General features: G+C 59.5%; 23 protein-coding genes. 21 read left to right on the forward strand and 2 right to left on the reverse strand.

The window, feature by feature from the left end; genetic code table 11:
• The first annotated feature begins 10 nt into the window (after positions 1 to 10).
• From asd to cysG, 18 genes are all read left to right on the forward strand, one after another.
• Entirely contained in the window at positions 11 to 1,114 is a 1,104-nt protein-coding gene (gene asd / locus AAIA72_RS02605; RefSeq protein WP_369601894.1) for an aspartate-semialdehyde dehydrogenase, read from the forward strand.
• Positions 1,115 to 1,353: 239 nt separating this feature from the next.
• Positions 1,354 to 4,593, forward strand: coding sequence for a FimV/HubP family polar landmark protein (locus AAIA72_RS02610; RefSeq protein WP_369601895.1), 3,240 nt, complete (start codon positions 1,354 to 1,356; stop codon positions 4,591 to 4,593).
• A gap of 54 nt (positions 4,594 to 4,647) precedes the next feature.
• Complete coding sequence (truA, locus tag AAIA72_RS02615) at positions 4,648 to 5,481, forward strand: tRNA pseudouridine(38-40) synthase TruA (protein ID WP_369601896.1); 834 nt, start codon at positions 4,648 to 4,650, stop codon at positions 5,479 to 5,481.
• Positions 5,478 to 6,107: a phosphoribosylanthranilate isomerase gene (locus AAIA72_RS02620; RefSeq protein WP_369601897.1), complete on the forward strand. Its 630-nt coding sequence runs from the start codon at positions 5,478 to 5,480 to the stop codon at positions 6,105 to 6,107. The genes truA and AAIA72_RS02620 overlap by 4 nt, the downstream gene beginning before the upstream one ends.
• Positions 6,091 to 7,311: a tryptophan synthase subunit beta gene (gene trpB / locus AAIA72_RS02625; RefSeq protein WP_369601898.1), complete on the forward strand. Its 1,221-nt coding sequence runs from the start codon at positions 6,091 to 6,093 to the stop codon at positions 7,309 to 7,311. Before AAIA72_RS02620 ends, trpB begins: the two co-directional genes overlap by 17 nt.
• Positions 7,312 to 7,314: 3 nt before the next feature.
• Positions 7,315 to 8,124 carry a tryptophan synthase subunit alpha gene (gene trpA / locus AAIA72_RS02630; RefSeq protein WP_369601899.1) on the forward strand — a complete coding sequence of 270 codons (810 nt, stop codon included), beginning with the start codon at positions 7,315 to 7,317 and terminating at the stop codon, positions 8,122 to 8,124.
• 11 nt (positions 8,125 to 8,135) lie between these two features.
• Complete coding sequence (gene accD, locus AAIA72_RS02635) at positions 8,136 to 9,053, forward strand: acetyl-CoA carboxylase, carboxyltransferase subunit beta (RefSeq protein ID WP_369601900.1); 918 nt, start codon at positions 8,136 to 8,138, stop codon at positions 9,051 to 9,053.
• Positions 9,043 to 10,344 (forward strand): folylpolyglutamate synthase/dihydrofolate synthase family protein, encoded by a 1,302-nt coding sequence (locus tag AAIA72_RS02640; RefSeq protein ID WP_369601901.1) that lies wholly within the window; start codon positions 9,043 to 9,045, stop codon positions 10,342 to 10,344. The genes accD and AAIA72_RS02640 overlap by 11 nt, the downstream gene beginning before the upstream one ends.
• Positions 10,345 to 10,383: 39 nt before the next feature.
• On the forward strand, positions 10,384 to 11,064 hold the full coding sequence (locus AAIA72_RS02645) for an SPOR domain-containing protein (RefSeq protein WP_369601902.1): 681 nt from the start codon (positions 10,384 to 10,386) through the stop codon (positions 11,062 to 11,064).
• Positions 11,065 to 11,123: 59 nt separating this feature from the next.
• Entirely contained in the window at positions 11,124 to 11,615 is a 492-nt protein-coding gene (locus AAIA72_RS02650) for a CvpA family protein (RefSeq protein WP_369601903.1), read from the forward strand.
• 32 nt (positions 11,616 to 11,647) lie between these two features.
• The gene (gene purF / locus AAIA72_RS02655; protein ID WP_369601904.1) at positions 11,648 to 13,168 is read left to right on the forward strand and encodes an amidophosphoribosyltransferase; all 1,521 of its coding nucleotides are present in this window, start codon (positions 11,648 to 11,650) and stop codon (positions 13,166 to 13,168) included.
• An 18-nt stretch (positions 13,169 to 13,186) separates the two neighbouring features.
• Positions 13,187 to 14,413 (forward strand): O-succinylhomoserine sulfhydrylase, encoded by a 1,227-nt coding sequence (locus tag AAIA72_RS02660; protein WP_369601905.1) that lies wholly within the window; start codon positions 13,187 to 13,189, stop codon positions 14,411 to 14,413.
• Positions 14,410 to 16,980: a DNA translocase FtsK gene (locus tag AAIA72_RS02665; protein WP_369601906.1), complete on the forward strand. Its 2,571-nt coding sequence runs from the start codon at positions 14,410 to 14,412 to the stop codon at positions 16,978 to 16,980. The genes AAIA72_RS02660 and AAIA72_RS02665 overlap by 4 nt, the downstream gene beginning before the upstream one ends.
• Before the next feature lie 12 nt (positions 16,981 to 16,992).
• Positions 16,993 to 17,622: an outer membrane lipoprotein chaperone LolA gene (lolA, locus tag AAIA72_RS02670; protein ID WP_369601907.1), complete on the forward strand. Its 630-nt coding sequence runs from the start codon at positions 16,993 to 16,995 to the stop codon at positions 17,620 to 17,622.
• A complete protein-coding gene (locus AAIA72_RS02675) occupies positions 17,615 to 18,934 on the forward strand; it encodes a replication-associated recombination protein A (RefSeq protein ID WP_369601908.1) in 1,320 nt (439 codons plus the stop codon). Before lolA ends, AAIA72_RS02675 begins: the two co-directional genes overlap by 8 nt.
• On the forward strand, positions 18,931 to 19,329 hold the full coding sequence (crcB, locus tag AAIA72_RS02680; protein WP_369601909.1) for a fluoride efflux transporter CrcB: 399 nt from the start codon (positions 18,931 to 18,933) through the stop codon (positions 19,327 to 19,329). Before AAIA72_RS02675 ends, crcB begins: the two co-directional genes overlap by 4 nt.
• A 28-nt stretch (positions 19,330 to 19,357) precedes the next feature.
• Entirely contained in the window at positions 19,358 to 20,635 is a 1,278-nt protein-coding gene (gene serS / locus AAIA72_RS02685) for a serine--tRNA ligase (protein WP_369601910.1), read from the forward strand.
• A gap of 22 nt (positions 20,636 to 20,657) precedes the next feature.
• Positions 20,658 to 21,986, forward strand: coding sequence for a siroheme synthase CysG (gene cysG, locus AAIA72_RS02690; protein ID WP_369602959.1), 1,329 nt, complete (start codon positions 20,658 to 20,660; stop codon positions 21,984 to 21,986).
• Positions 21,987 to 21,988: 2 nt separating this feature from the next.
• Here cysG and AAIA72_RS02695 read toward each other — a convergent pair whose 3' ends face one another.
• Positions 21,989 to 23,062, reverse strand: coding sequence for a 3-deoxy-7-phosphoheptulonate synthase (locus AAIA72_RS02695; RefSeq protein ID WP_369601911.1), 1,074 nt, complete (start codon positions 23,060 to 23,062; stop codon positions 21,989 to 21,991).
• Between the two features lie 104 nt (positions 23,063 to 23,166).
• Positions 23,167 to 23,355: a hypothetical protein gene (locus tag AAIA72_RS02700; protein WP_369601912.1), complete on the reverse strand. Its 189-nt coding sequence runs from the start codon at positions 23,353 to 23,355 to the stop codon at positions 23,167 to 23,169.
• A gap of 357 nt (positions 23,356 to 23,712) precedes the next feature.
• Between AAIA72_RS02700 and AAIA72_RS02705 the strand changes: the two genes are divergently transcribed.
• From AAIA72_RS02705 to AAIA72_RS02715, 3 genes are read left to right on the forward strand one after another with little or no spacing between them, the layout of a single operon-like run.
• Positions 23,713 to 24,027, forward strand: a complete 315-nt coding sequence (locus AAIA72_RS02705; RefSeq protein ID WP_369601913.1) for a hypothetical protein — start codon at positions 23,713 to 23,715, stop codon at positions 24,025 to 24,027.
• A 23-nt stretch (positions 24,028 to 24,050) separates the two neighbouring features.
• Positions 24,051 to 26,039, forward strand: a complete 1,989-nt coding sequence (locus AAIA72_RS02710) for a DUF1631 family protein (protein ID WP_369601914.1) — start codon at positions 24,051 to 24,053, stop codon at positions 26,037 to 26,039.
• Complete coding sequence (locus AAIA72_RS02715; RefSeq protein ID WP_369601915.1) at positions 26,036 to 26,440, forward strand: PilZ domain-containing protein; 405 nt, start codon at positions 26,036 to 26,038, stop codon at positions 26,438 to 26,440. Before AAIA72_RS02710 ends, AAIA72_RS02715 begins: the two co-directional genes overlap by 4 nt.
• Positions 26,441 to 26,513 lie beyond the last annotated feature (73 nt).

Genomic DNA, 26,513 nt, shown 5'->3' on the forward strand with positions numbered 1-26,513 from the left:
AACAGCACAGATGAAAAAAGTCGGCCTGGTCGGCTGGCGGGGCATGGTAGGCTCCGTCCTTATGGGGCGCATGCGTGAAGAGGGTGACTTCTCCCGCTTTGAGGCCCACTTCTTTTCCACCTCCCAGGCGGGAGAGCCTGCACCGCAAGAATCGGCGGAAGGCGTGCTCAAGGATGCCATGTCCGTTGATGCGTTGGCGGAAATGGACATCATCATCACCTGTCAGGGGGGCGATTACACCAAGGACATTCATCCCAGACTGCGTCAGGCTGGCTGGAAAGGTTACTGGGTGGACGCGGCAAGTGCCCTTCGCATGGCCGAAGACAGCATTATTGTGCTGGATCCGGTAAACCGTCATGTCATTGAGCGGGGGCTGGATCAGGGCATCCGCGATTACATCGGAGGAAACTGTACCGTCAGCCTGATGCTCATGGCGTTGGGCGGATTGTTCCGCGAGAATCTCATTGAATGGGTATCGCCCATGACTTACCAGGCTGCATCCGGTGGCGGTGCCCGTCACATGCGTGAGCTGGTGAGCCAGATGGGGTTGCTGCATGCCAGTGTGGCGGAGCTTCTCGAGGATCCGGCATCCGCCATTCTGGAGATTGATCGCCGGATTACTGAAACCATGCGTTCAGAAGATTTTCCGGCGCCCATGTTTGGCGCACCGCTGGCCGGTTCGTTGATTCCCTGGATTGACTCCCCCATGCCCAAGGGTCAGACCCGTGAGGAGTGGAAGGCTGAAGCCGAGGCCAACAAGATTCTGGGGCTGCAGGATGCGCCCATTCCCGTAGATGGCCTCTGTGTCCGGATTGGTGCCATGCGGTGTCATAGTCAGGCGCTGACCATCAAGTTGCGCAGACCGCTTGATCCGGCCGAAGCGGAATCCATTCTGGCGACCGGCAATGATTGGGTCCGGGTAATCCCCAACGAAAAGGAAGCTACCCTGTCACAGCTCACGCCGGCTGCGGTCAGTGGAACCCTGCAGGTGCCTGTCGGACGTATCCGCAACCTCTCCATGGGACCGGACTATCTGGGGGCATTCACCGTCGGTGATCAGCTCCTGTGGGGCGCAGCGGAACCGCTGCGACGCATGCTGGACTTCCTGCTCTGATGAAAAAATGGCCGGTGAGAACCGGCCATTTTTGTTACAGCCTGTAACGTCTTCATCCGTCACGGGAAATGGATCACAGGCAGGATTACCGGGCGGATTAATTTCTTGTAAAAACAGATGCTCTCTATAATACTTACTCGCTATAGTCCAGGTGTTTTCTAAGAAACAACACTAAGTCATTCAGCAGTTCCCGCGGGGCATGTGCCCGGGACGGGGTGAAAGGAAAAAAGGAATCGACTATGTTTCGCAAGTTCGCGACCGGAATGATCGCTGCATCCACGCTGGTTTCTGGCATTGCACAGGCGCTCGGTCTGGGGGAGGCCACTGTGCAGTCTGCGCTCAATCAGCCGCTCAGGGCCGAAATAGAACTGGTCAATGTGCGGGATCTTCAGCCCAGCGAAATCATCGCCAATCTGGCGCCTCGCGAAGAGTTTCTTCGTGTCGGTGTGGATCGGGTGTTTTTTCTCAGTGATCTGCGATTCAAAGTCGTCTACAAGGACAATGGCAAAGCGGTCATCCAGGTCACCAGTTCCAAGCCGGTGAGGGAACCCTACCTTGATTTTCTTGTGGAGGTGACCTGGCCGAACGGACGTCTCCTGCGGGAATATGCACTGCTGATTGATCCTCCCACATACAGCCTCGAAGTTCCCCAGCCGGTTCAGCCTGCAACCACCAGTGCGGCACCAACCACAGCAGACTCTGCGACACAGCCGCCCGCCCGCAGTACAGCGCCGGCGAGGCAGGCAACCCCCGCCAGTGCGCAAGGGACCAGTTATGGTCCGACGAGGGCTTCCGATACGCTGTGGGATATTGCCATGCGTTTCCGCCCGGATTCCCGTATCACGCCGCAGCAAATGATGCTGGCTATCCGCGATCTGAATCCGGATGCGTTTGTGAATGGCAATATCAACCGTCTGAAGGCGGGGCAGGTGCTGCGTATTCCGACGGCAGAACAAGCGCTGTCGCGCACTGCACGCGAGGCTATTGCCGAGGTGGCGGCCCAGAACCGTGCACTGAAGGCAGGCAAGCCAACCCGAAGCGCCGTGGATGCCACCGGCCGCACCGCGCGCCAGGAAGGCACTGTTCGACCGACAGGTGAAGATGTTCTCAAAGTGGTCGTTGCCGAAGCGGCTGAAGGACAACAGGGCAGCGAGTCAGGTACCGCCAAATCAGGCAGCTCAAAGGGCAGCGCACTGGCATCAGATGAGGTCGCGAAGCTGGAGAATCAGCTGGCGGTCGTCATGGAGCGTCTGGATACCTCCAGTCGTGAAAATGCAGAACTCAAGGCGCGCCTGAAGGAGCTGGAGGCACAGGTTGAAACCCTGTCGCGCCTGGCTGCTATCAAGGACGACCAGCTCGCCGCACTTCAGCGGCAGCAAGATGTTGAAGGTCAGCTCCAGCCTGCTGAGGGAGCCGCTTCGACCCCATCCGGCACTACAGAGCAGGAGGCTTCGGTACCTCTAACTGAAGCTCCGACTGAGACCACTTCGGCCGCCACAGGCGCAGATAATGCTGCAGATCAGATGCCGGAAGCCACCCCGGAAGCCCCTGCAGCAGCTGAAGAAACCACGGCAGAGGCCGGAGCTCCTCGGATGCCCGTGGAGGAGCAGCCGGTTCAGCAACCGGTCACTCCCATTACTCCGCCTCCTGTCCAGCAGGCGGAGCCCAGTCTCATGGAACGCTTGCTGACTGACCCCATGTATCAGATCGGTGCGGGAACAGGCCTGCTCGTGATTCTTCTTGCCCTCTGGGGCATCTCGCGCAAGCGTGAGCAGGCAGAGGAAGAATCCGACGTTAATGTTCTGATCACGGGTGAAGATGGCGGGGCCGTGGCCTCGGATGCTGATGAAGCCGCCACGGAGCTCGAAATGCCGGAAGGTGGTGCGGGCGAAGGGCAGGATGTGATCGCCGAGGCGGATGTCTATATCGCATACCAGCGTTTTGACCAGGCTGCCCAGATTCTTGAAAAGGCACTTGAGTCCGAGCCTGACCGAACAGATATCAAGCTCAAACTTCTCGAGGTCTTGGGTGAAGATCGTCAGGCAGAGCGGTTCAACTCGCTCTACGCTGAGTTGTTGAACAGTGGTAATGATGACGTGATTGCACAGGCCGAAGCTATTCACGAGCGCTTTGGCGATCTTGGAGAGGAAGAGCCCGGGTTGTCGCTGGATGATCTGGAGAGCCAGCTGTTGTCGGGAGGGGAGTTCGATACCCAGTTCAAGGCCGGACAACAACAGCAAGGTGTCGTGGATCAGGATAGTGTCGAGGATACGGATGATCTGCTGGCAGATCTCAGCCTGGACGAGACGGAAGAAACGGTTGAAGCGTCCGAGGCAGGCGACGTCCTGTCTCTGGACGAAGAAGAGGATAATCTGGATATCGAGTTTGATCTCTCGGATATCGACTTGGGTGAAGACAGCGCCGACACCGGGCAGGCTGTTGCAGAGCAGTCTGAATCCGTTGATTTTGGTGAGGATATTGAATTCGATCTGGATCTTGAGCCTGTCGAAGGTGATGATCGGACAGACATGTCTTCAGCAGAGGACGATAAGCTGACTGACCAGGTTCCGGCCGGGGATGTGTCGGAGTTCGATCTTGATCTGGATATCGGTGAAGACCTTGACGCCCTGAACGAAGCGGATACTGCCGAACAACAAGCCGCGGAAAGCGAGGCTGTTGATGCCGGGGAAGCTCCCGATCTGGATGCAGAGCTCAGCGAAGAATTTCTTGAGGCCGTGTCCGAAGTGGAAGACACGCCTGAAAGTATTGAAGAGGAAGAGGATGAGGCGCTTGATCTCTCCCTGGATGAAGAGATCCCCGAATCGCAAGATGAGTCTTCGGAGCTGTCCGAGGCAGGCCTGGATACCGATTTGGGTATGCAGGATGTAAGCACCGGACCGACTGAAGAGGAGCTCGCGACTGACGGAGAGTCCGCGGTGACAGACTCCGGAAGTGCAGAGAATGAAGCGGATGAGGCGCTTGATGAGTTTGATCTGGATACGGCTGATCTGGATCTCGACAATCTGGAAGGTGAACTGGAGGCGCTGAGTGGTTCTCTGGATGAGACCGACGCACTTCTGGACGAGCTGGATTCCGGATCGGAAGAAGCGTCGGACATTGTACCCGATGAAGGCGGTGACGCTGAAAATCTGACAGAGAGCGTGACAGCAGCCGAAGCGCAGGATGACCTTCAGGAGGTTGCCGAAGAGGCAGCAGAAGAGCCAGTCTCTGCTGAAAGTGCCGACCTGGCTGGCGAAACGCAAACACCCGAACCCATGGAAGGAGAAGATGAGGTGCTGGACGAGGAAGACTTTGATTTTCTGGCGGATACCGATGAGGCAGCGACCAAGCTGGATTTGGCGAGGGCCTACATCGATATGGGAGACAAGGAGGGCGCCCGGGATATTCTTGAAGAAGTTGCGGAGGAAGGTTCCCCGGAACAGCGTGAAGAGGCCCGGTCGTTGCTGAAAAATCTGTAAAGGGTTGCATCAGCAAGTCAAACGTCAATAATGCCCTCTTCGGAGGGCATTTTCATGGTGCAGTACCCAGTATTTTCAGATCAGCCTCTTCCAACGGGGCGTGTGGCGGCAATCGTGGCCTATACAGGCACGCGCTATTCAGGGTGGCAATCCCAGAAGCATAGCGAGGAAACGGTTCAGGGACACGTCGAAAGGGCGCTGAGCGCCGTGGCCGGGGCACCCGTCAGTGTCACCTGTGCCGGGCGGACGGATGCAGGGGTGCATGCCGCAGGACAGGTTATTCATTTCGATGTGTCTGTCAGCCGCAGCCCCAAAGCCTGGATCATGGGAGCCAATCACCACTTGCCAGCAGATATCCGGCTTGTCTGGGCGAATACGGTGGACCCGGCGTTCCATGCGCGATACAGTGCTCTTTCCCGGCGCTACCAGTATATTCTGGTCAACCAGCCCGTTGCGCCGGCCTGGTGCGTGGGCAATCTGGGCTGGTACCATAAGCGATTGGACGAGCAAGCCATGGATCGCGCAGCGCAACAGCTGGTGGGCGAACATGATTTCAGTGCATTTCGTGCGGCCGAATGTCAGTCACGAACTCCGGTTCGCAGGCTGACCAGAATCAGGGTGCGCCGGGATGGGGACCTGATCTGTGTAGATGTGGAAGGGAATGCGTTTCTCCATCACATGGTACGTAATATAGTGGGTACACTTATATACGTGGGCTGTGGCCGGCAACCGGAATCCTGGGTCGGTGAAGTACTGGATTCCAGAGACCGGCGGCAGGGCGGCCCGACGGCACCCGCGAGCGGATTGTACTTTTGCCGGGTGACCTATCCGGAGCATTTTGACATTCCTGCACGAGCTGTGCGCCTGCCTTTCAGAGGAGTGGAATGAGAACACGCATCAAGATTTGCGGGATCACGCGTATTGAGGATGCTCTGGCTGCTGTGGAGGCGGGTGCGGATGCACTCGGCTTCGTGTTTTACCCACCAAGTCCCAGATATATTACACCCGAGGCGGCGTGCAAGATTATCCGTCAGTTGCCCGCGTTCGTCACTGCCGTCGGTCTTTTCGTCAACGAGGCGGCCGGGACGGTGAGAGAAAGCATCCACAAAAGCGGTGTTCACTGTGCCCAGTTTCACGGCAGCGAAACAGTTGAATACTGCGAGCAGTTCGGTATACCTTATATCAAGGCCATTTCCATGGCGCCGGATGTGGAGCCGGCGTCTGTCATGCAGCGTTTTCCTTCCGCTTCTGCCATCTTGCTTGACAGTTTCGACCCCAAACTTCCAGGGGGTACAGGTCGCACATTTGACTGGCAGCGCATTCCCGCGTCAGTGGCCCGGCCCGTCATTCTGGCCGGCGGCCTGACGCCTGACAATGTCGGTCAGGCCATCCGCCAGGTCCAACCCTGGGCTGTCGATGTCAGTGGCGGTGTCGAGGGCCCGGTAAAGGGCATCAAGGATCATGCAAAAATCAAGCAATTCACAGGAGAAGTCTATCGTGTCAACCCAAACTGAGTCGCCTGTGCTGCCGGATGAGAAAGGGCATTTCGGCCCGTATGGCGGTCGCTTTGTCTCCGAAACCCTGATTGCCGCTCTGTTCGAGCTCGAGCAGCAGTATGCGCGGCTCAAGGATGACGCGGAGTTTCTCCGTCAGCTTGACAACGATCTCAAGCATTATGTCGGCAGACCTTCACCCCTGTACTTTGCCGAGCGGCTGACCCGGCACGCCGGTGGTGCACAGATCTGGCTCAAACGTGAAGACCTGAATCACACAGGTGCACACAAGATCTGCAATACGGTAGGGCAGGGGCTTCTGGCCAAATATCTGGGCAAGCCCCGTATCATTGCGGAGACAGGTGCAGGTCAGCACGGTGTGGCAACCGCGACCATTGCAGCGCGGCTCGGGCTTGAATGTGTCGTATACATGGGGGCTGAAGACGTTCAGCGTCAGGCCCTGAATGTATACCGCATGAAGCTGCTTGGTGCGACTGTGATCCCGGTGGAATCCGGCACCCGCACGCTGAAGGATGCCATGAACGAGGCGCTTCGTGACTGGGTGACCAATGTCGATAACACGTTCTACATTATCGGTACCGCCGCGGGGCCGCATCCCTATCCAATGATGGTGCGTGACTTTGCATCCGTGATCGGACGCGAAGCGCGGCAGCAGTCTCTCGAGCAGATCGGTCGCCTGCCTGACGCGCTGGTGGCCTGTGTGGGTGGAGGTTCCAATGCCATCGGACTGTTTCATCCCTTCATTGGCGACGAAAGCGTGGCCATGTATGGTGTTGAGGCTGCGGGGTTGGGACTGGAAACCGGTCAGCACGCTGCGCCCTTGTCTGCAGGGCGTCCCGGTGTTCTGCATGGTAACCGCACATATCTCATGGAAGACGAGAACGGACAGATTCTCGGGACGCACTCCATCTCGGCAGGGCTCGATTATCCCGGGGTCGGACCCGAGCACGCCTGGCTCAAGGACACGGGGCGCGCCACCTATGTGGCGGCCACGGACGAGGAAGCACTTGAGGCGTTTCATCTGCTGACGCGCATTGAGGGTATCATGCCGGCACTTGAGTCCAGCCATGCCGTGGCCTACGCCATCAAGCTGGCGCGGGAGATGTCGCCGGAACAGAGCATTGTCGTGAATCTGTCCGGTCGGGGCGACAAGGACATCCATACCGTTGCAAAGCTTGACGGCCTGAAAGTGGAGGTGGGCTGAACCATGAGCAGAATTCAGCAGGTATTCGATAAGCTGGCCGCGGAAGGCCGGAAAGCGTTGATTCCTTACATCACCGCCGGAGACCCCCGGCCGGAATGTACCCTGGATTTCATGCGGGCGCTGGTCGGGTCGGGGGCCGACATGATCGAGCTGGGCGTGCCTTTCTCGGATCCCATGGCGGACGGGCCGGTCATTCAGCTCGCCTGTGAGCGGGCGCTGGCCGCCGGGACCAGTCTCCGGAAGGTGCTGAGCATGGTGAGCGAATTCCGCAAGGAAAATACGCACACACCCATCATTCTGATGGGGTACCTGAATCCGGTGGAGGCCATGGGCGCCGGTGAATTTGCCCGGGCAGCGGCTGAAGCCGGCGTGGATGGCGTGCTGTTGGTGGACTTGCCCCCCGAAGAGGCAGGCGAAACGGTTGCGCTGCTTGCCCGCCATCAGCTTGATCCCATCTTCCTGATTGCGCCCACTACCCGGGATGATCGTATTCAAAGCGCAGCAGAATTGGGAAAGGGTTACCTGTACTATGTGTCTCTCAAAGGGGTAACCGGTTCAGCTGACCTGGATGTGGAGGATGTCTCGCGGCATCTTGGCCGGATCCGCAAGCATACGGAGTTACCGGTTTGTGTCGGCTTCGGCATCCGTGACGAGGCTTCTGCCGCGGCGGTGGCCCGCGTAGCCGATGGTGTAATTGTGGGGAGTGCGCTGGTGTCTAGAATAGCAGAACATCAGCAGGCCCCGGAACAGGCGCGCGCTGCACTTGTGGCGCTGATGCAGGAACTGAGGCGGGGCGTCGATTCGGCAACCTGAAAGGGTAATTCATGAGTAACTGGCTGGAAAAAATCATCCCGGGCATGCGCCGTTCAGGCGCGCCCAGCAAGGCCAACGTGCCCGAAGGGCTCTGGAAGAAATGCCCCAACTGCAATGCGGTACTGTACCGTCCGGAGCTGGAGCGTAACCTGGATGTCTGCCCCAAATGTCAGCATCACATGCGCATCACCGCACGCCGGCGTCTGGACCTGTTTCTGGATCCCGAACCCCGTCTGGAGATCGCTGCCGATCTGGAGCCGGCAGACCGTCTGCGATTCAAGGATACCAAGCGCTACCGGGACCGCCTGGCGGCCAATCAGAAGGCGACCGGTGAGAAGGACGCGCTCATTGTCATGAAAGGGGCCGTAGAGGGAATCCCTGTCGTGGCCTGCGCCTTCGAGTTCAATTTTCTCGGCGGCTCCATGGGCGCTGTGGTGGGCGAGAAATTTGTCAGGGCCGTCAATGCCGCGATCGAAGCAAGATGTGGTCTGGTCTGTTTCTCTGCCAGCGGTGGTGCACGCATGCAGGAGGCGCTCATCTCCCTGATGCAGATGGCCAAGACGGCTGCAGCGCTGGAACGACTCAAGGCAGAGGGGCTGCCCTACATTTCCTACATGACAGACCCGGTTTTTGGTGGTGTGTCCGCCAGCCTGGCCATGCTGGGCGACCTCAATGTGGCCGAGCCCAAGGCACTGATCGGCTTTGCCGGTCCCCGGGTGATCGAGCAGACCGTCAGAGAAAAGTTGCCGGAAGGTTTTCAGCGTGCCGAGTTCCTTCTGGAGCACGGCGTGCTGGACATGATCATTCACCGTGTCCACATGCGTCACCGGACTGCATCATTGCTGGCCAAACTCATGGGCCTGCCGGCAGGCAAGGAAGCAGGCCTTCACCTGCAGGGGCCTCTGACACCGGTCGGACATGACGAATAAGCAGCTGGAAGACTGGCTGGCACGCATCAGTGCCATGCATCCCAGTGAAATTGAACTTGGGCTTGAGCGCATCTCCGAAGTCTGGGCACAGTTGAAGCCCGAAGGAGCCATTGCCAGACGCGTCGTCACCTATGCCGGAACCAACGGCAAGGGGTCCACGCTGGCCATGACGGAACGCTTGCTGCGGGATGCCGGCCTGCATGTGTGCGCGTACACGTCGCCGCATATACTGCGTTTCACGGAACGTTTGCGCGTGGACGGGCTTGAAAGTGAAGCGCAGGCCTGGGTTCATGCCTTTGAGCGGGTTGAAACTGCACGCGCAGGCACTCCGCTGACCTATTTTGAATTCACCACGCTGGCCGCGCTTGACATTATTGCGAGCCTGCAGCCGGACGTGGCGCTGCTTGAAGTGGGCCTTGGTGGCCGGCTGGATGCGGTTAACATCATTGATCCTGACGTGGCAGTCATCACGCCCATCGACCTCGATCATGCGGACTGGCTGGGCGAGGATCGCGAGGCCATTGGCCGGGAAAAAGCGGGCATCCTGAGACCCGGCATTCCGCTGGTGCTTTCGGATCCGCAACCACCCGAATCGGTACTGGAGACCGCACGGCAACTTCAGTGTCAGGTGTATGCACTGGGACGGGACCACCGGATCCTCATGGAGGCAGGCAAACCACCTGTATGGACAGGGAGTCTCGAGCCGGCAGGCGGGCCCGTCTTGCACAGGACGCTAGATGATATGAGTACCTGCGTGTTGCCAGCCGAGAACGTGTCAGCCGCCATGCAGGTCGGGGCGCTCCTCGGTGTCCTGCCCGAAGACGAGGGCAAATCCCTTGCGCCCTGGCACCATCTGCCCCTGCGGGGCCGATTGGAGAGGCTGTCTGCTGCGCCTGAAATTCTGGTGGACGTGGGGCACAATCCCCATGCCGCGCGCTATCTGCACCGCTGGCTTTGTGAACATCCGGTGCAAGGCAGAACTCACGCCATATTCAGCGCACTGGAAGACAAGGACATTGAATCGGTGGTGGACGCTATGCGTTCCGTCATTGATGTCTGGCATGTGGCTTCACTTGACGTGCCACGTGCGGCAGCCATCGACCGCCTCGAGGGGGCGGTTTCAAGTCGGTCGGGACAGACACCCCGTCGCCACGAGACGGTACGACAGGCCGTTTGCCAGTTACTGCCACAGCTTGACAAGACAGACAGGCTTCTGATTTTTGGTTCTTTTTACACGGTTTCAGAAGCGCTGCCGGTTCTGCAGAAGCCGGGCCTTGCAGCTTGGGAATGAGGCCCGTACACTGGGCCTCAGACTGACGAGGAGTCCAGCATGAACCGTATCAAGCAAAGGATTATCGGTGCTATCGTATTGGTGTCGCTCGCCGTCATCTTCGTTCCCATGCTTTTTGAGGCACCCCATCCTGATCGCGTTCAGACACCCGTGACCATTCCGCCGGCGCCTGAAGTGCCCGGCTACAAGGTTCAGCCATTACCTGCCCCCCCGCTTCCCGCAGCGCCTCAGGCCGCTCAGAGTCTGCCTGCCATTACCGGCTATTCGGATGGTATGGAACAGGGCAGTCGGGATGAGCCGGAAGCCAGTCCTGAGTCAGAAACTGCCGACATCCAGAGCAGTAATGTCGGGGAGCTCGCAAAACCCGTAACGGCGAAGCCTGAAAGTCCTGCAGGGGAAAAGGAGAAAGAAAAAATCATTGAGGCGGCTCCCGCGGCAGCGAGTGCGGCCCGGCCGGCGATGGCGAAAAACTCTCCGGAGGCATTCTGGAAGGTGAAAGTGGGTACGTTCAGCAAGCGTGACAACGCCATTCGTCTGAGAGATGCGTTGCGAAACGACGGCATCAAGGCCTGGACGGAGCCCATGGTGACGGCAAAGGGAGAAACCTGGCTGAGAGTCTGGGCAGGTCCGGTCGCCTCGAAGGAGGAGGCCGAAAAGCTGTCGGCACAGATCGACAAGAAGTGGAAGACACGCTCACGTGTTGTGAACAGCCGCTCCTGATAAAGGCTTACCCGGTGCGGGCCGTTCTGCTAGAATGCCCGCTCGGGAGGAAAGTACTTATGTCTCAGATTGTTTGGGTGGACTGGGTCATCCTGGGCGTCATCCTGTTGTCCACGGTGGTCAGCCTGATTCGCGGTTTCGTGAAGGAAGCCCTCAGCCTGCTGTCGTGGGTTGCCGCATTTGTCGTCGCCCGGCTGTTCTATGCCAAACTGGCCGTATTGCTTGAAAGTACGGTCAGCACGCCCAGTGTCCGCTACATCGCAGCCTTTGTCATCCTGTTTGTGGCAACGCTGATTCTTGGCGCCATGCTCAACCACCTGATCAGCGCCATCGTCAAAATGTCCGGCATTTCCGGTACGGATCGTGTGCTGGGGATGGTGTTTGGCGCCATCCGTGGCGTTGTACTGGTTGTTGTCGCCATTGCGGTACTGAGACTGACCCCGGTGACGGAAGACCCGTGGTGGAAATCCTCTCAGCTGATTCCTCATTTTGCTAAAATCGAAACGTGGTCGCGCAACGTGTTTGGCGACAGCGTCAAGACACTGATGTAACTTCCCTGTAGTCCGCCGGAGACCCAATCAAGATGTGTGGCATTGTAGGCATTGTTGGCCGAACCCATGTAAATCAGGAGCTTTTTGATGCGCTGACTGTCCTTCAGCACCGGGGACAGGACGCGGCAGGCATCGTCACCTTCGAGAATGACCGGTTCTTTCTGCGCAAGAATAACGGCCTGGTCCGGGATGTGTTCCGCACACGGCACATGCTCAGGCTGAGAGGGAATGTGGGGATTGGTCATGTCCGCTATCCCACGGCGGGCAGCTCCAGTTCGGCGGAAGCTCAGCCTTTTTATGTCAACTCGCCCTATGGCATCACGCTGGCCCACAATGGCAATCTCACCAACACGGACGAACTGAAGCGTGATCTGTTTCGTACGGATCTGCGGCATATCAACACGAACTCCGATTCGGAGGTGTTGCTTAACGTTTTCGCTCACGAGCTGCAGATTCTCGGGAAGCTGACACCCAAGGCCGACGATGTCTTTACGGCCGTGGCACAGGTTCATCGTCGTGTTCGCGGGGCCTACGCGGCGGTGGCACTGATTACCGGATACGGGCTTGTGGCATTCCGGGACCCTCATGGCATTCGCCCGTTGTGCTTCGGCAAGCGGGAGACAGAGGCCGGCACGGCCTATATGGTGGCCTCCGAGAGTGTTGCGCTGAGTGCGCTGGGTTACGAACTGGTGCGTGATGTGGCGCCGGGCGAGGCCATCTATATCGAGTCGGATGGTACCGTGCATACACAGCAGTGTGCGGATCATCCGCAGCTCAATCCATGCATCTTCGAACTGGTGTATTTCGCGCGGCCGGACAGCATGCTGGATGGCATTTCCGTGTACAAGGCACGGTTGAAAATGGGTGAAAAGCTGGCCGCGAAAATCCGCCGTGTCCGGCCCGACCACGATATCGATGTGATCATGCCCATTCCCGATACCAGCCGGACTTCGGCCATGCAAATGGCCATGAACCTGGGGGTCAAGTACAGGGAAGGGTTCATCAAGAACCGCTATATCGGCCGTACATTCATCATGCCGGGTCAGAGTCTGCGCAAGAAGTCTGTCCGGCAGAAGCTGAACGCCATCGATCTCGAATTCCGTGGCAAGAATGTGATGCTGGTGGATGATTCCATTGTGCGGGGGACAACCTGCCGGGAAATCATCCAGATGGCGCGTGATGCAGGTGCCAGAAAGGTCTACTTCGCCTCGGCAGCGCCTGAAGTGCGGTACCCGAACGTCTATGGCATTGACATGCCGGCTGCGAATGAGCTGATTGCCCATGGCCGGACCGTGGAAGAGGTTCAGGCGCTGATCGGCGCCGACTGGCTCATTTACCAGGATCTTGAGGATCTCATTGCCTGTGCACGAGAAGGCAATCCGAACATTGAAACCTTCGACTGCTCCGTGTTTGACGGCAAGTATGTGACCGGCGACATCACCGAGGAATATCTGAACCGGCTGGAAGCAGAGCGCAATGATACCGCACGGCGTAAAAAGGATCCGGATCTGGCTGCCGAGCAGGTGCCCTTGGATCTGCACAACGACGAATGACAGGTGAAAGGAAAGGACATGACCGGTAAAGATACGCGTACCGAAGCACTGCTGGTGCCGGACTGGGACCCGGAATGGGAGGATGAGACACGGGCCATTCGTGCCGGTCAGATCCGTTCTCAGGAACAGGAGCACAGCGAAACCCTGTATCTGACCTCCAGTTTTGTATTCAAGTCGGCGGAGGAAGCCGCCCGGCGTTTTGCAGGAGAGTTGCCGGGGAATATTTATTCGCGCTTCACCAACCCCACCGTCAGCATGTTCGAGAGACGGCTGGCCGCGCTGGAAGGCGGGGAGCGCGCCGTCGCCACGGCGTCTGGCATGGCGGCCATTGTGGCGGTTGGCATGGCGGTGCTGAAAGCAGGTGACCATGTACTGTGCTCCCAGAGCGTATTCGGAACCACCACAACCATCTTCCAGAAGTATTTCGCCAAATTCGGCGTTGAAGTCGATTTTGTCCCGCTGGCCCACAGCGCGGCATGGGAGGCTGCCATGCGCCCCGATACCCGCCTGCTGTTTGTCGAGACACCTTCCAACCCGTTGTGCGAAATCGGCGATATCCGTGCCTTGGCAGCCATCGCGGAGAAGGGTGGTGCACTGCTGGTGGTGGACAATTGTTTTTGTACACCCGTGCTGCAGAAACCCTTGCAGCTTGGTGCTCATCTGGTTGTCCACTCGGCCACCAAGTTTCTGGATGGGCAGGGTCGCTGTGTGGGAGGGGCTGTGGTAGGTAATGACCCGGCACTCATGGAGGAGATTTTCGGGGTACTGCGCAGTGGCGGGCTCACCATGAGCCCCTTCAACGCGTGGGTGTTCCTCAAGGGACTCGAATTGTTGCCCCTGCGGATGCGCGCCCACTGTGAAAACGGCGAGGCGGTGGCACGGTGGCTGCGTGCCCAGAGCTGGGTGGAAAAGGTGTTCTATCCGGGGCTTGAGGATCACCCCGGCCATGATATCGCGCGCCGGCAGCAGAAGGGCTATGGCGGTGTTGTCTCCTTCAGGGTGCGTGGCGGACGTGAAGAAGCCTGGCAATTCATTGATCAGAGCGGCTGGTTCTCCATTACGGCCAATCTGGGGGACGTGAAGACCACGATTACACATCCGGGATCCACGACCCATGGACGGTTGTCGCCCGAGGTCAAGACACAGGCCGGCATTACGGAAAATCTCATCCGGCTTTGTGTGGGGCTGGAGTCCAGAGAAGACATCATCGAACAACTGGAACGTGCGGCTGCTCATCTGGCATGACGCAAGCACAGGCAAAACGGGAGCAAAACAGGGAACAGCGCGATCAGTTCATCGAGCAGCGCCTGCGTGAGGGTGCACTCATTGTTGTACTGGCGCTTGCCCTGTTCATTCTGCTTTCCCTGATCAGCTATCACCCGGAAGATCCGGGATGGACTCATATCGGTGGCCAGGATAGCGTCCGCAACTGGGGTGGGCGCGTCGGTGCCTGGCTGGCTGATGTGCTGATGTTCTTTCTGGGTTACACCGCCTATTTCATTCCCCTGCTGCTCATGATTCAGAGCCTGCGAGTCGTTCGCGTTGATCGTGAAGGCGGCTTTCATGGCGTTCGCTGGGCCATGCGTGTGGCGGGTGGCTTGTTGGTGCTGGCCGGAAGCACGGCGCTGCTGGCAACATACAGTGTTCTGGGACTGGGGCCGGAATCAGGTGGCCTGCTGGGAACACGGCTGGCCGACTGGAGCGTGGCCAGGCTCAATCTTGTGGGGGCGACCCTGGTCTGGAGTGCGGTCTTTCTGACCGGACTGACGTTGGCAACAGACATTTCCTGGCTGACGATCATGGAGCGGACGGGTGCCATGACACTGTCCGCATGGAGCTGGTTGAAAGATCAGGCAAGACGGCTGGGTGAGTGGTGGTCGGCACGCAGAAGTGCGGCTGAAGACGACCGGGCGTCCCGTCCCGTCAAGCCCAGAATCCGGACGCCCGAACCGGAGAAACCCGGGCTGGTGGCACGATGGCGCACCTGGCGGGAAGCGCGCAGGGCTGCGAAACTGGCGCAGTCCGCATCCCGGGATGAAGAACCGGCTTCCCGGAAGGAGCCGGTTCTGGAAGCGGATGTCCCGGTACTGTCCGCCGCGGTATCCCCGGAAGAGCCGGATGACAATGTGCCCATGCTGACGGAAGCTGCTGACGCTGAGGTGGCATCCCGTCGATCGGCAGACAGCGGGAAGTCCGACAAGTCCGGTCATCCGGCGATACGCATCATGCCTTTTCAGCGCAAGAGCACCGAAACCGGTGAGCGCATCCGCAAGGAGACTCAGAAGTCCCTGTTCGGGCATGACAAGGGCCCGCTGCCGCCCATCACCCTGCTTGATCCGCCCACCAAACGCAGCAACGGCGGCTTCTCCAAGGAATCACTTGAACGCATGTCGGCGCTGCTTGAAGAGAAACTGGCAGATTTCGGGGTCAAGGTCACTGTGGTCGAGGTCAATCCCGGGCCGGTGATCACACGCTTCGAGATTCAGCCGGCCCCCGGGGTCAAGGCCTCGCGGATTTCGAATCTGGCAAGGGATCTGGCCCGTTCGCTTGCGGTCGTGGCTGTCCGGGTCGTGGAGGTCATTCCGGGCAAGTCCGTGATGGGCATCGAAATTCCCAATGAGAACCGGGATATCGTGCGCCTGCGTGAAGTGTTGTCCTCGGCCGCCTATGACCAATCCGATTCGCCGCTGACGCTGGCACTGGGGCACGACATCGCCGGCGACCCGGTGGTGGCCAATCTGGCCAAGATGCCGCACCTGTTGGTTGCAGGCACAACCGGGTCGGGCAAGTCCGTGGGTGTCAATGCCATGTTGCTCAGCATGCTGTTCAAGGCGACACCGGACGAGCTCCGCCTGATCATGATTGATCCCAAGATGCTGGAATTGTCCATCTATGATGGCATTCCCCATCTGCTGGCACCGGTGGTCACGGACATGAAGGATGCGGCCAATGCCCTGCGCTGGTGTGTGGGGGAAATGGAGCGCCGCTACAAGCTCATGGCGGCGCTGGGCGTGCGCAATCTGGCCGGTTTCAACAAGAAGATCAGGGAAGCGGTTGCTGCCGGAACGCCCATCAAGGACCCGCTCTGGCAGCCGGACGCCACGGCACTGGAAACCGAACAGCCCGAATTGTTGCCCTTGCCGTACATTGTGGTCGTGGTGGACGAGTTTGCCGACATGATGATGATCGTCGGCAAGAAGGTGGAAGAACTGATTGCCCGCATTGCCCAGAAGGCCCGGGCGGCAGGGATTCACCTCATCCTGGCGACGCAGCGTCCTTCGGTGGATGTCATCACCGGTCTGATCAAGGCCAACATCCCCACCCGGATTGCGTTCCAGGTCTCGTCCAAGATCGACTCGCGGACGATTCTGGACCAGGGCGGGGCGGAACAGCTGCTCGGTCATGGTGACATGCTGTACATGCCGCCCGGCACCAGCCTGCCTGTCCGGGTGCATGGTGCCTTTGTGGCGGATGAGGAAGTGCACCGTGTCGTGGAAGAATGGAAAAGCCGTGGTGAGCCGGATTATCTTGAGGAGATCCTGGAGGGTGTGCACGAGAGCGACTTCCTGGCTTCCATGGACAAGGACGGAAGCGGCGGAGAAAGCGGTACGGAAAGCGATCCTCTGTTCGATCAGGCCGTGGCATTTGTCACCGAAACACGGCGCGCCTCCATTTCAGCCGTGCAGCGGCGTCTGAAAATCGGCTACAATCGGGCAGCCAATCTGGTGGAAGCCATGGAAGCGGCGGGTATCGTCAGTCCGGCAGGTCACAACGGCGCCCGCGAGGTGCTGGCACCACCGCCCCCCAAGTAAAGGAGTCACCGAATGAAGACAATTCATCGCATGTTTTTGGGCATTTTGCTGAATCTGGCTGTCGGGTTGGCTCAGGCGGACGCGCTTGCCGATCTGATTGAGCGCCTTTCCGGTATTCAGTCTGTCGAGGCCCGCTTCAGTCAGGTGGTGACCACCACGGAAGGTCAGCTCATCCAGAACCTTACCGGAGAACTCAAGGCCCAGCGTCCCGGACGTTTTCGCTGGCATACGGATCCGCCACTGGAGCAGGAAGTGGTGACCGACGGCCAGTTTGTCTGGTTCCATGATCCGGATCTGGAACAGGTGACGGTCCAGCCGCTGAAAGGAGAGGCCGCCAGCACGCCGGCGTTGTTGTTCAGTGGTGATCCCGCCCGTATTGGCAGCCGTTATACCGTCCAATCACCCCGGGATCAGGTCTTTGTGCAGACGCCGAAAGAGCCCAGTGACCTGTTTGTCCAGCTGGCCATCCGGTTTGAAGGCGATACCCCGGTTGAGCTGGAAATACTGGATGCCCTCGGGCAGCGTACGCGCCTGACACTCCACAACGTGAAGCTCAATCCGGAACTGCCTGACGGCACCTTCGACTTTGATCCGCCCGAGGGCGTGGACATCATCCGCAGCGAGGCCCCGGCGGGTGGCTGACCTGTTTGCCGACAGCCGGGATACGCGACCGCTGGCGGCGAGGATGCGGCCACAATCCCTCGATGAAGTGGTCGGGCAGCCGCACCTTGTGGGACCGGATGCCCCGCTTCGGCAGGTCCTTGAATCCGGCCAACTGCATTCCTGTCTGTTCTGGGGCCCGCCGGGCACGGGCAAGACCACGCTGGCCCGGCTGGTCTGCCAGTCCTCCGGCGCGACACTCCTGACGCTGTCCGCCGTGCAGTCCGGTATTGCCGATATCCGGCGTACCGCCGAGGAAGCTCAGCGCCTGCGTGCCGCAGGTCAGACGCCGGTTGTGTTCATCGACGAGATCCACCGTTATAACAAGTCTCAGCAGGACGCCCTTCTGCCCTGGGTGGAGGAGGGGACGTTCATCCTCATCGGTGCCACGACCGAGAACCCCGGGTTTGAAATCAACAGTGCGCTGCTCTCGAGGCTTCAGGTCTACGTGCTCAAGGCACTGGATGAGAGTGCGGTCCAATCCCTGCTGCTGCGTGCACTGGAGCGGGAGGCACCTCAGCTGACCGTGGATGCCGCCGTCCTGGAGCGGATTGCCCGTCAGTGCAGCGGTGATGCCCGTGCGGCGTTGACCACGCTGGAGGCGCTGATTCAGCAGGCCATGGCCGCGTCCGAAACACAGATCGGGCCGGACAGCCTCGAGCGGCTGGGGCAGGCGAGGATGCACCAGTTCGACAAGGGCGGAGATGCCTTTTACGATCTGATCTCGGCCCTGCACAAATCGGTCCGGGGATCGGATCCGGACGCAGCCCTCTACTGGCTGGCCCGCATGCTCAAGGGCGGCTGTGATCCGCTGTACATCGCCCGGCGGGTTGTGCGCATGGCCAGTGAGGACATTGGCAATGCGGACCCCAGGGCACTGCGTCTGGCCCTGGATGCCTGGGAAACGCAGGAGCGGCTGGGCAGTCCGGAGGGCAAGCTGTCGCTGGCTCAGGCTGTGGTCTATCTGGCCGTTGCCCCGAAGAGCAACGCCGTGTACAGCGCCTGGAAGGCTGCGCTCAGACTGGTTCGGGAAGCACCCGATTACCCTGTGCCGGAGCACCTGCGCAACGCCCCGACGCGCTTTGCCGAATCCCAGGGACATGGTGCAGGATACCGTTATGCCCATGACGAGCCTGATGCCTATGCGGCAGGAGAATGCTATTTTCCGGAAGCCCTGGCCGACACGCAGTTTTATGAACCTGTCCCGCGTGGGCTGGAGATTCGCATCGGCGAGAAACTTGAACGCCTGAAGACACTGGATGAGCGTGCAGACAAGAGGAGGTATCCGCGGTGAAATCCATCATGCTCGGCCACTTGCCCTGGGTTGCACTGGGGGGTGCCATGGGTGCAACGCTGCGCTACATTCTGGTCGCACTCGTGACCGAATGGGCCGGCAAGGCGTTCCCGTGGGGGACACTCTTTGTCAATGTGCTGGGCTCCTTCATACTGGGTGGTTGTTTTGTCTATATCATGGAAAGACTCGGTGGTCATCCGGAGCTGCGCGCCATCATCATCGTCGGGATGCTCGGTGCACTGACCACCTTTTCCACCTTTGCGCTGGAAATCTGGGGATTTCTCGAACACGCCCAGTGGGGGCTGGCTGTGTTGTATGCGCTGTCCAGCGTGGTACTATGCGTCCTTTCTGTCAGTGCGGGTATTCTTGTCGCCCGGCAGGTCTTTGTCGTCTGACTCTCAACCATATTTGTCAGGAACGTAGATGATTGATCCGAAAAAACTCCGCAATGAAACCGAAGCCGTCGCCCGAGCGCTGGCCAAGAAACATTTTGAGCTGGATACGGCCGCCTTCGAGGCCCTGGAAGAACGCCGCAAGGCCGTCCAGGTGCGTACCGAGCAGCTTCAGAACGAGCGCAACACCACCTCAAAACAGATCGGGCGCCTGAAGGCTCAGGGTGAGGACATTCAGCCCGTGCTGGAGCAGGTTGCCCGGCTCAAGGCCGATCTGGAAGCTGCCGAGGCGGAGCTGCGCCAGATTCAGGAAGAAATGGATGCGCTGATGCTGAGTATTCCCAATCTTCCCGATGAATCGGTGCCGGAAGGGCAGTCGGAAGAGGACAATGTGGAAGTCAGGCGCTGGGGAACGCCTCCGGCTTTCGACTTTGAGCCCAAGGATCATGTGGCACTGGGCGAGGCACTGGGCGGTCTGGATTTTGCCGCGGGCGCGAAACTCTCCGGTGCCCGCTTTGTGGTCATGCGTCAGGATATTGCCCGTCTGCATCGTGCCCTGGCCCAGTTCATGCTGGATACCCATACCACAAAGCACGGCTATCAGGAGGTCTATGTACCGTATCTGGTGGAGCCGCACGTCCTGCAGGGCACCGGGCAACTTCCCAAGTTCGAGGATGACCTGTTCAAGGTACCGGGCGAGCGGAATTTCTATCTGATCCCGACAGCCGAAGTGCCGGTGACCAATCTGGTGCGGGATACCATACTTGAAGCGGATCAGCTGCCCCTGCGGATGACCGCGCACACCCCCTGCTTCCGCAGTGAGGCGGGCAGCTACGGCCGGGATACACGCGGCATGATCCGTCAGCACCAGTTTGACAAGGTTGAGCTCATCCAGATTGTCCGGCCCGAGGAATCCATGGCCGCACTGGAGGCGCTGACCGGCCATGCCGAGTCCATCCTGCAGGCGCTCAACCTGCCTTACCGGGTCGTGACGCTCTGCGGTGGCGATCTCGGGTTCTCGGCAGCAAAAACCTATGACATTGAGGTCTGGCTGCCCGGTCAGAATACCTATCGGGAAATCAGTTCCTGCAGCAACTGCACGGATTTCCAGGCCCGGCGGATGAAGGCCCGTTTCCGCAATCCGGATACCGGCAAGCCGGAACTCGTGCACACGCTCAATGGTTCCGGCCTGGCTGTGGGACGCACGCTGATCGCCGTCATGGAAAACTATCAGCAGGCCGATGGCAGCATCGTGATTCCCGAGGCACTGCGCCCGTACATGAACGGGCAGACCGTCATCGGAGGCTGATATGCACGGCGAATCCCTGCAGCTGGATGTGTTGCCCGTCTCCCTCAAGGTCAGAGGGCAGCGTGTTGTGGTGCTCGGAGACACCACCGAGGCGCGGCGCAAGGTGGAACTGCTCAGGCAGGCCGGGGCGGAAGTGGACCAGCGCCCCCGCCTTCCCGAAGAAGGTGCGGAATCCTGGTTGCAGGGGGCCTGGCTGGCCGTGGGTGCCAGCCAGGATGAAAGCGAGAACGCCAGACTGTCTGCCGCGGCGCAGGCTCAGGACATTCCTGTGAATGTGGTGGCGCGGCCAGCGCTGAGCACTTTCATTTTTCCATCCATCATCAACCGCCATCCCATTACGGTGGCAGTGTCCAGTGGCGGCGCCAGCCCGGTGCTGACCCGCAAGATCCGGGATCAGCTGGAGTCAGTCCTGCCTGCGGGGCTGGGCCGTCTGGCCATGTTCATTCATGGTCTGCGTGAGCGGGTGCGGGAGGCGTTGCCGGAGATCCCGCAGCGTCGCGCGTTCTGGGAGAAGATCATCGACGGGCATGTGGGAGAACGGGTGCTGGCCGGCCAGACAGATGCCGCATCCCGCCAGGTGGATACGTTACTGCAGCATGCCGAGGCCCGGAAGCTGGGTGAGGCCTATCTTATCGGGGCCGGTCCCGGTGATCCGGATCTGCTGACGTTCCGTGCATTGCGCCTGCTGCGCCAGGCAGACGTGGTCCTGTATGACCGGCTGGTGTCACCTCAAATTATCGATATGGTGCGCCGGGATGCGGAACTGATCTACGTGGGCAAGGCCCGTGCCGACCATGCGGTGCCTCAGGAAGAGATCACCCGGCTGCTGATTGAGCATGCCCGCAAAGGCAAGCGTGTGGCCCGCATCAAGGGGGGCGATCCGTTCATTTTCGGCCGTGGCGGCGAGGAGATCGAAGGGCTTGCCGAGGCCGGCATCCCGTTTCAGGTGGTGCCGGGGATTACCGCCGCTGCGGGATGCGGGGCCTATGCGGGTATCCCGCTCACGCACCGGGATCATGCCCAGTCCGTGCGTTTCATCACGGGCCATCTGCGTGACGGCAGCTGTGACCTGAACTGGGAAGCGCTGGCGGCACCCGGACAGACGCTGGTATTCTACATGGGGCTGGTCAGCCTTCCGCAAATTTCCAGAGGACTCACTGGTGCCGGCGTGTCTCCGGAAATGCCCGTCGCGGTGGTTTCCCGGGGCACGCTTCCGGATCAGCAGGTGGTGACGGGAACGCTCGCAACGATCGCACAAAACGTGGCAGACGCCGGTGTCCCGGGGCCTGCCATCGTGATTGTGGGAACGGTGGTGACGCTGCGCGAAAAGCTCAACTGGCGCAGCGCCTAAAGTCAGCCCTGCAGGCGTTCGGGCAGGGTGTCCCGCACCGTATCACGCAGCTTGCGCAGCGCGGTTTCGGTCGTTTCCCAGTCGATGCAGGCGTCGGTCACCGATACGCCATACTTGAGTTGGGACAGGTCTTCCGGGATCGATTGGTTGCCCCAGTTCAGGTTGCTCTCGATCATGACGCCGACGATGGAACGATTGCCTTCCTGAATCTGATGGGCGATGTCATCCAGCACCAGCGGCTGCAGTTCGGGCTTCTTGTTGCTGTTGGCGTGGCTGCAGTCAATCATGATGGCCTCGCGCAGGCCTGCCTTGCGCAGTGCATCTTCGGTCAGCTTCACGCTGACAGTGTCATAATTGGGCTTGCCGCCACCGCCTCGCAGTACCACGTGGGAATAGGGGTTGCCGCGGGTCTTGACGATGGATACCCGTCCCTCGCGGTTGATACCGAGGAAGGCATGGGGTGCCGATGCGGACTTCATGGCGTTGATGGCCACATCCAGATTGCCATCGGTGCCGTTCTTGAAACCGATGGGCATGGACAGGCCGCTGCTCATTTCCCGGTGCGTCTGGGATTCGGTTGTCCGCGCACCAATGGCACTCCAGGATACCGTGTCCTGCAGATACTGGGGTGAAATGGGATCCAGGGCTTCCGTGGCGATCGGCAACCCCATTTCGGTCAGGTCCACCATCAGGCGGCGTCCGATGTGAAGACCGCGCTCGATATCGAAGGTATCGTTCAGATCCGGGTCATTGATCAGCCCTTTCCAGCCCACGGTGGTGCGCGGTTTTTCGAAATACACGCGCATGACCAGTACCAGGGTGTCGGACAGCTCGTCTGCCAGCGTTCTGAGGCGCTCGGCGTATTCCCTCGCGGCCTTGACGTCATGAATGGAGCAGGGGCCCACCACCACGAAAAGACGGTGATCCTTGCCGTCCAGAATGTCCATGATGGTCTGCCGGCCCCGGAGAACCGTTTCCCGGGCGGCGTCTGTGAGCGGGATGTCCTGTTTGAGTTGATCGGGAGTGATGAGTTCACTCAGACTTTCGACATTGACGTTTTCAACTTGATTGAGCATTGCAGTTCCAGTGTGAGATGTCCTGATTGTACGGATTTGTGGCAGCTATGGTGTCCGATCAGGCGGGGAAATGCAATGCTCTGGCGGGCCTTGAGCCCGCTTGGTCAGCAGCAGTTGTGCGGCAACCAGGGGAACGCCTCCAGCGGCAGATCGTTGCGTCGACGGTCATCCCGTCTGCGTTCGAGCAGCAGCGCCCCCTGACGATGAAACGATCCCATTTCATTGGGTGCCAGGCGCCTGCGCTCACGGTGTCGTCTTTCGAGTGTGAGGTCGTAGGGTGTGGAATGTTGCATGATGGGTCCTCCTCCGTCGTTTTTGTTGTCCCCGGTTAAATTTTACCTCATGGCGGCCAGAAGTGTGCGATTGCTCACAAAATATATTGGTCTAACCGAGTCGTGCGGAAATATCAGGAAGATATAAAACGGGCGGCTTGTTTCTCCGGGGTGATATGGACTGTGGCAGGGTTACTCATTCGCCATATCACTCGGTGGGCAACCGGGATCCGGCATGACCTGAACGACCGCAAAGCACTTGATGGCCCTCCCATTTATCGGGAAAGATGGTTAATATGACCCCGGTCAGTTCGGGCGGGAGACGTGTGTCATCCACGCGACCCGTCATCAATAAAATTGTTTCGACAGGGCAACAAGATGAAAACGGTCCACAAGTTCAAGCTCAACAGTGATGGTTCGCTCAACAAGATTGCGCTGCGTGAAGGTTACCGTGTGCTCAAGACAGATTTCATTGTGGCAGAGAAGGCTGTCTTTATCTGGGTGGAGCATCCGCTCAGTGTGACCGTGCCTGAAGTCAGCGTGTATTTCCGTGTCGTCCATTCCGGCGATCCCATTCCCATGGAATATGTCCATGCCGGAACGGCGCTGGATGAATTCACACCTGAAGCCTATCATGTCTATGAGGTGCCCGAAGCCCTGGCGCAGAAAGAGCAGCGGGAAGATGTTGCCTGAGCCATCTTGAACACAGGAGCCGGATGCTGGCTGATACGACCCCATCAATTCAGACGCTTGGGGAGCGCTTTGCCCACGCAGTGATGCGTGTGTCGCTCCCCGATATAGATCGCATTGTCCGGCATGCCGGGGATGTGGTCAGAGCGGATGTGGATCGGCATGAAGCGGCGGCCTGGCTTGTCAGGTACCTTTCGAGTCACGAGAGCGGTCTGGAAGCCATCATCAGAGCCTGGCTTGCCGATACCCGCCAGGCAGACACGACCTTCTTCAACACGCTGTGGTGGGCCGACAAGGCCTTTGAAATCTGGTCCCGCCACAGTCACCTGGATGACTTCATCAAACGCGCATTCCGGCGCCGGCGATTTGTTTTTGCTGCCATCCTGCTGGAGTACACGGAGTTTGTCTTCGACGACGGTCACGCGCTGGCCCGGATGATCGATCTGCTGGAAAATCTCTTTCAGGGCTGGACGGATGAAGGTGAAGCGCCGCCGGATTACATCTATACGCCGTTGAAGCGGTTCAGCGAGTTTCTTGACCACCCGGATTGCCTGGACGAGGCCTTCCGCGAGCGGGTGTTGCAGGACATCGAAGCCGCCTGGAAGAAGGAAGCCCAGCGGCGCGAACGGCTCGAGCAGCGCCTCATTGACAGCGAAAGAGGCTTGGATCAGGCCTGGGTCAGCCAGAAGGCGGCGATTCATACGGTGAACGAGGCGCTGGAAGCACCTCTGCCGCCGGACGCCATCCGTTTCCTGACCGGCCCCTGGCTGGACAGCCTGCGGCTGATCTATCTGGATGAGGGGCATCAGAGCAAGAAGGGCCGGATCGCCCATGCCATGACGCAGAATATGGCCTGGCTGCTTGCCCCGCGCAGCCCTGAGGAAAGGCAGCGCCAGCTTTCACTGGGGGCGCGGATACTGGATTACGTTGAACCCCTGTTCATCAGTCTGGACAGCCAGCCTGAAGACAAGGTTCGCTGGCTGGATACACTGCAGGCATTGATACTGGAAGTGCTGAAAGGCCATGATCCGGAACGCGTCAACCCGGAGCGTTTGCCGGAGCCGGAGGCGGACGGTGTGCCGGCAATGGACAGTGAGGATGTGGCCGTTCAGTGTTGGGTCGGGCGCTGGTTCATGGAAAGTGGTCAGCGGAAGAAACTGCTGACCTGGCTACCGGGGCGGCGAACCATTCTCTGGTGCGACATTAACGGTCGCAAGGTGGGCTATCAGCCGGTCCTGCATTTTCTTGAAGCCCTTGCCGCACATCAGGTGGTGCCCCTGGATGAAGCCGGCACCCTCAGACTCGCCTTGCAGCGTGTCGCCAAAAAACTGGTGGAGCTGGATGAACAGCAGCAGGCGCGACGTCGGCATACCGAGGAAAAAAGAGCGGAACTGATTCGTCTGGCGCGTGAAAAGGCGGCACGGGAGGCCGAAAGGTTGCGCGAACTGCGGGAATCACTGAAGCTGCCTGAGCCCCGGGAGGAAGAGAGTGACGGCGCTGATCAGGATGAGCCGGAAAAGACCGGTGCAGACGCGTCGCAGGCAGAGGCCGGATTCGTTGACAACGCAGCCCGCGCTGGGTCAGAGGTATCGGATGATAACGCCGCAGGGTCGGAAGCCGTTTCGACCTCCTCGGATGGAGTATCCCAATCAGGCACTGCTACTGATTCGCCCCGGTCCGGGCAGACTCAGCCGGAAACACGTCCGGCAGAACCTCCGCCTGGTGACGCAATGCGCATGTTCCGGCGCATACTGGAAACCTTGCAGGCGGATACATGGATTCGTATCGATCATGAAGACGGTGCAAGAAAGTACCGTATTGCGGCACGGCTTCAAAGCACCGGCAAGCTGATACTGGCCAACGAGCTGGGTACCCGCGCCGGTGATCTGAGCTGGCAGGAGGCGCTGGAGTTGCTGTCTGCCGGAAAGCTGACCATACTGGGTAAAAGTGAAGACGTGAACGCTCGTATGACCCGCGCCTTTGGCCGGGTTGCGCGCAGGAGAAAACCATCATGAGTTTTGAGCCGGTTCCAGGTCATGACAACAAGCGCACTGAGCCGCGGCTGGCCCGTTTTGATGCCCTGGAAGTGGAGGTCGTCTTGCCTTCACACGTCCCGGAAGGAGAGCCGCCGGAACTGCTCTGTGCAAAGGTGCTGGACGTCTCGGCGAACGGATTGCAGTTGCAGCTTGGCCGGGCATTGCCAACACAGTTCATTCCCGAAATCCGTGTGGATGATGAGGCACTCGGGCATTTTGATCTCAAGGGCATCGTGCGCTGGACACGCCGACTGCCTGGTCAGGCCGGTTGGGTCAGCGGTATCGAATTGCTGGAAGATCTGGATACGCATATCGTGGAGTGGAAGGAAGCGCTCTGTACGCTGCTGGATGACAGCGCACCGGATCATGTGTGCTTCTGACCAAGGGCAGGTTTTTCCTCGCTAAGGACACGACCTGATCCGCTTCCCTCATCGGACGGGCGGTGCACCGGGC

Origin of the sequence: Thermohahella caldifontis (genome assembly GCF_041153465.1) — a bacterium.
Taxonomy (GTDB): domain Bacteria; phylum Pseudomonadota; class Gammaproteobacteria; order Pseudomonadales; family Oleiphilaceae; genus Thermohahella; species Thermohahella caldifontis.

What these genes read in the sequence shown, in the direction of transcription:
- serS (WP_369601910.1), top strand. Translation starts at nt 19,358, where the DNA reads ATGATTGATCCGAAAAAACTCCGCAATGAAACCGAAGCCGTCGCCCGA.
- accD (WP_369601900.1), top strand. Translation starts at nt 8,136, where the DNA reads ATGAGTAACTGGCTGGAAAAAATCATCCCGGGCATGCGCCGTTCAGGC.
- AAIA72_RS02660 (WP_369601905.1), top strand. Translation starts at nt 13,187, where the DNA reads ATGACCGGTAAAGATACGCGTACCGAAGCACTGCTGGTGCCGGACTGG.
- asd (WP_369601894.1), top strand. Translation starts at nt 11, where the DNA reads ATGAAAAAAGTCGGCCTGGTCGGCTGGCGGGGCATGGTAGGCTCCGTC.
- AAIA72_RS02620 (WP_369601897.1), top strand. Translation starts at nt 5,478, where the DNA reads ATGAGAACACGCATCAAGATTTGCGGGATCACGCGTATTGAGGATGCT.
- AAIA72_RS02710 (WP_369601914.1), top strand. Translation starts at nt 24,051, where the DNA reads ATGCTGGCTGATACGACCCCATCAATTCAGACGCTTGGGGAGCGCTTT.
- AAIA72_RS02695 (WP_369601911.1), bottom strand. Translation starts at nt 23,062, where the DNA reads ATGCTCAATCAAGTTGAAAACGTCAATGTCGAAAGTCTGAGTGAACTC.
- AAIA72_RS02650 (WP_369601903.1), top strand. Translation starts at nt 11,124, where the DNA reads ATGTCTCAGATTGTTTGGGTGGACTGGGTCATCCTGGGCGTCATCCTG.
- AAIA72_RS02700 (WP_369601912.1), bottom strand. Translation starts at nt 23,355, where the DNA reads ATGCAACATTCCACACCCTACGACCTCACACTCGAAAGACGACACCGT.
- purF (WP_369601904.1), top strand. Translation starts at nt 11,648, where the DNA reads ATGTGTGGCATTGTAGGCATTGTTGGCCGAACCCATGTAAATCAGGAG.
- AAIA72_RS02705 (WP_369601913.1), top strand. Translation starts at nt 23,713, where the DNA reads ATGAAAACGGTCCACAAGTTCAAGCTCAACAGTGATGGTTCGCTCAAC.
- truA (WP_369601896.1), top strand. Translation starts at nt 4,648, where the DNA reads ATGGTGCAGTACCCAGTATTTTCAGATCAGCCTCTTCCAACGGGGCGT.
- AAIA72_RS02610 (WP_369601895.1), top strand. Translation starts at nt 1,354, where the DNA reads ATGTTTCGCAAGTTCGCGACCGGAATGATCGCTGCATCCACGCTGGTT.
- trpA (WP_369601899.1), top strand. Translation starts at nt 7,315, where the DNA reads ATGAGCAGAATTCAGCAGGTATTCGATAAGCTGGCCGCGGAAGGCCGG.
- AAIA72_RS02665 (WP_369601906.1), top strand. Translation starts at nt 14,410, where the DNA reads ATGACGCAAGCACAGGCAAAACGGGAGCAAAACAGGGAACAGCGCGAT.
- AAIA72_RS02640 (WP_369601901.1), top strand. Translation starts at nt 9,043, where the DNA reads ATGACGAATAAGCAGCTGGAAGACTGGCTGGCACGCATCAGTGCCATG.
- AAIA72_RS02645 (WP_369601902.1), top strand. Translation starts at nt 10,384, where the DNA reads ATGAACCGTATCAAGCAAAGGATTATCGGTGCTATCGTATTGGTGTCG.
- AAIA72_RS02715 (WP_369601915.1), top strand. Translation starts at nt 26,036, where the DNA reads ATGAGTTTTGAGCCGGTTCCAGGTCATGACAACAAGCGCACTGAGCCG.
- lolA (WP_369601907.1), top strand. Translation starts at nt 16,993, where the DNA reads ATGAAGACAATTCATCGCATGTTTTTGGGCATTTTGCTGAATCTGGCT.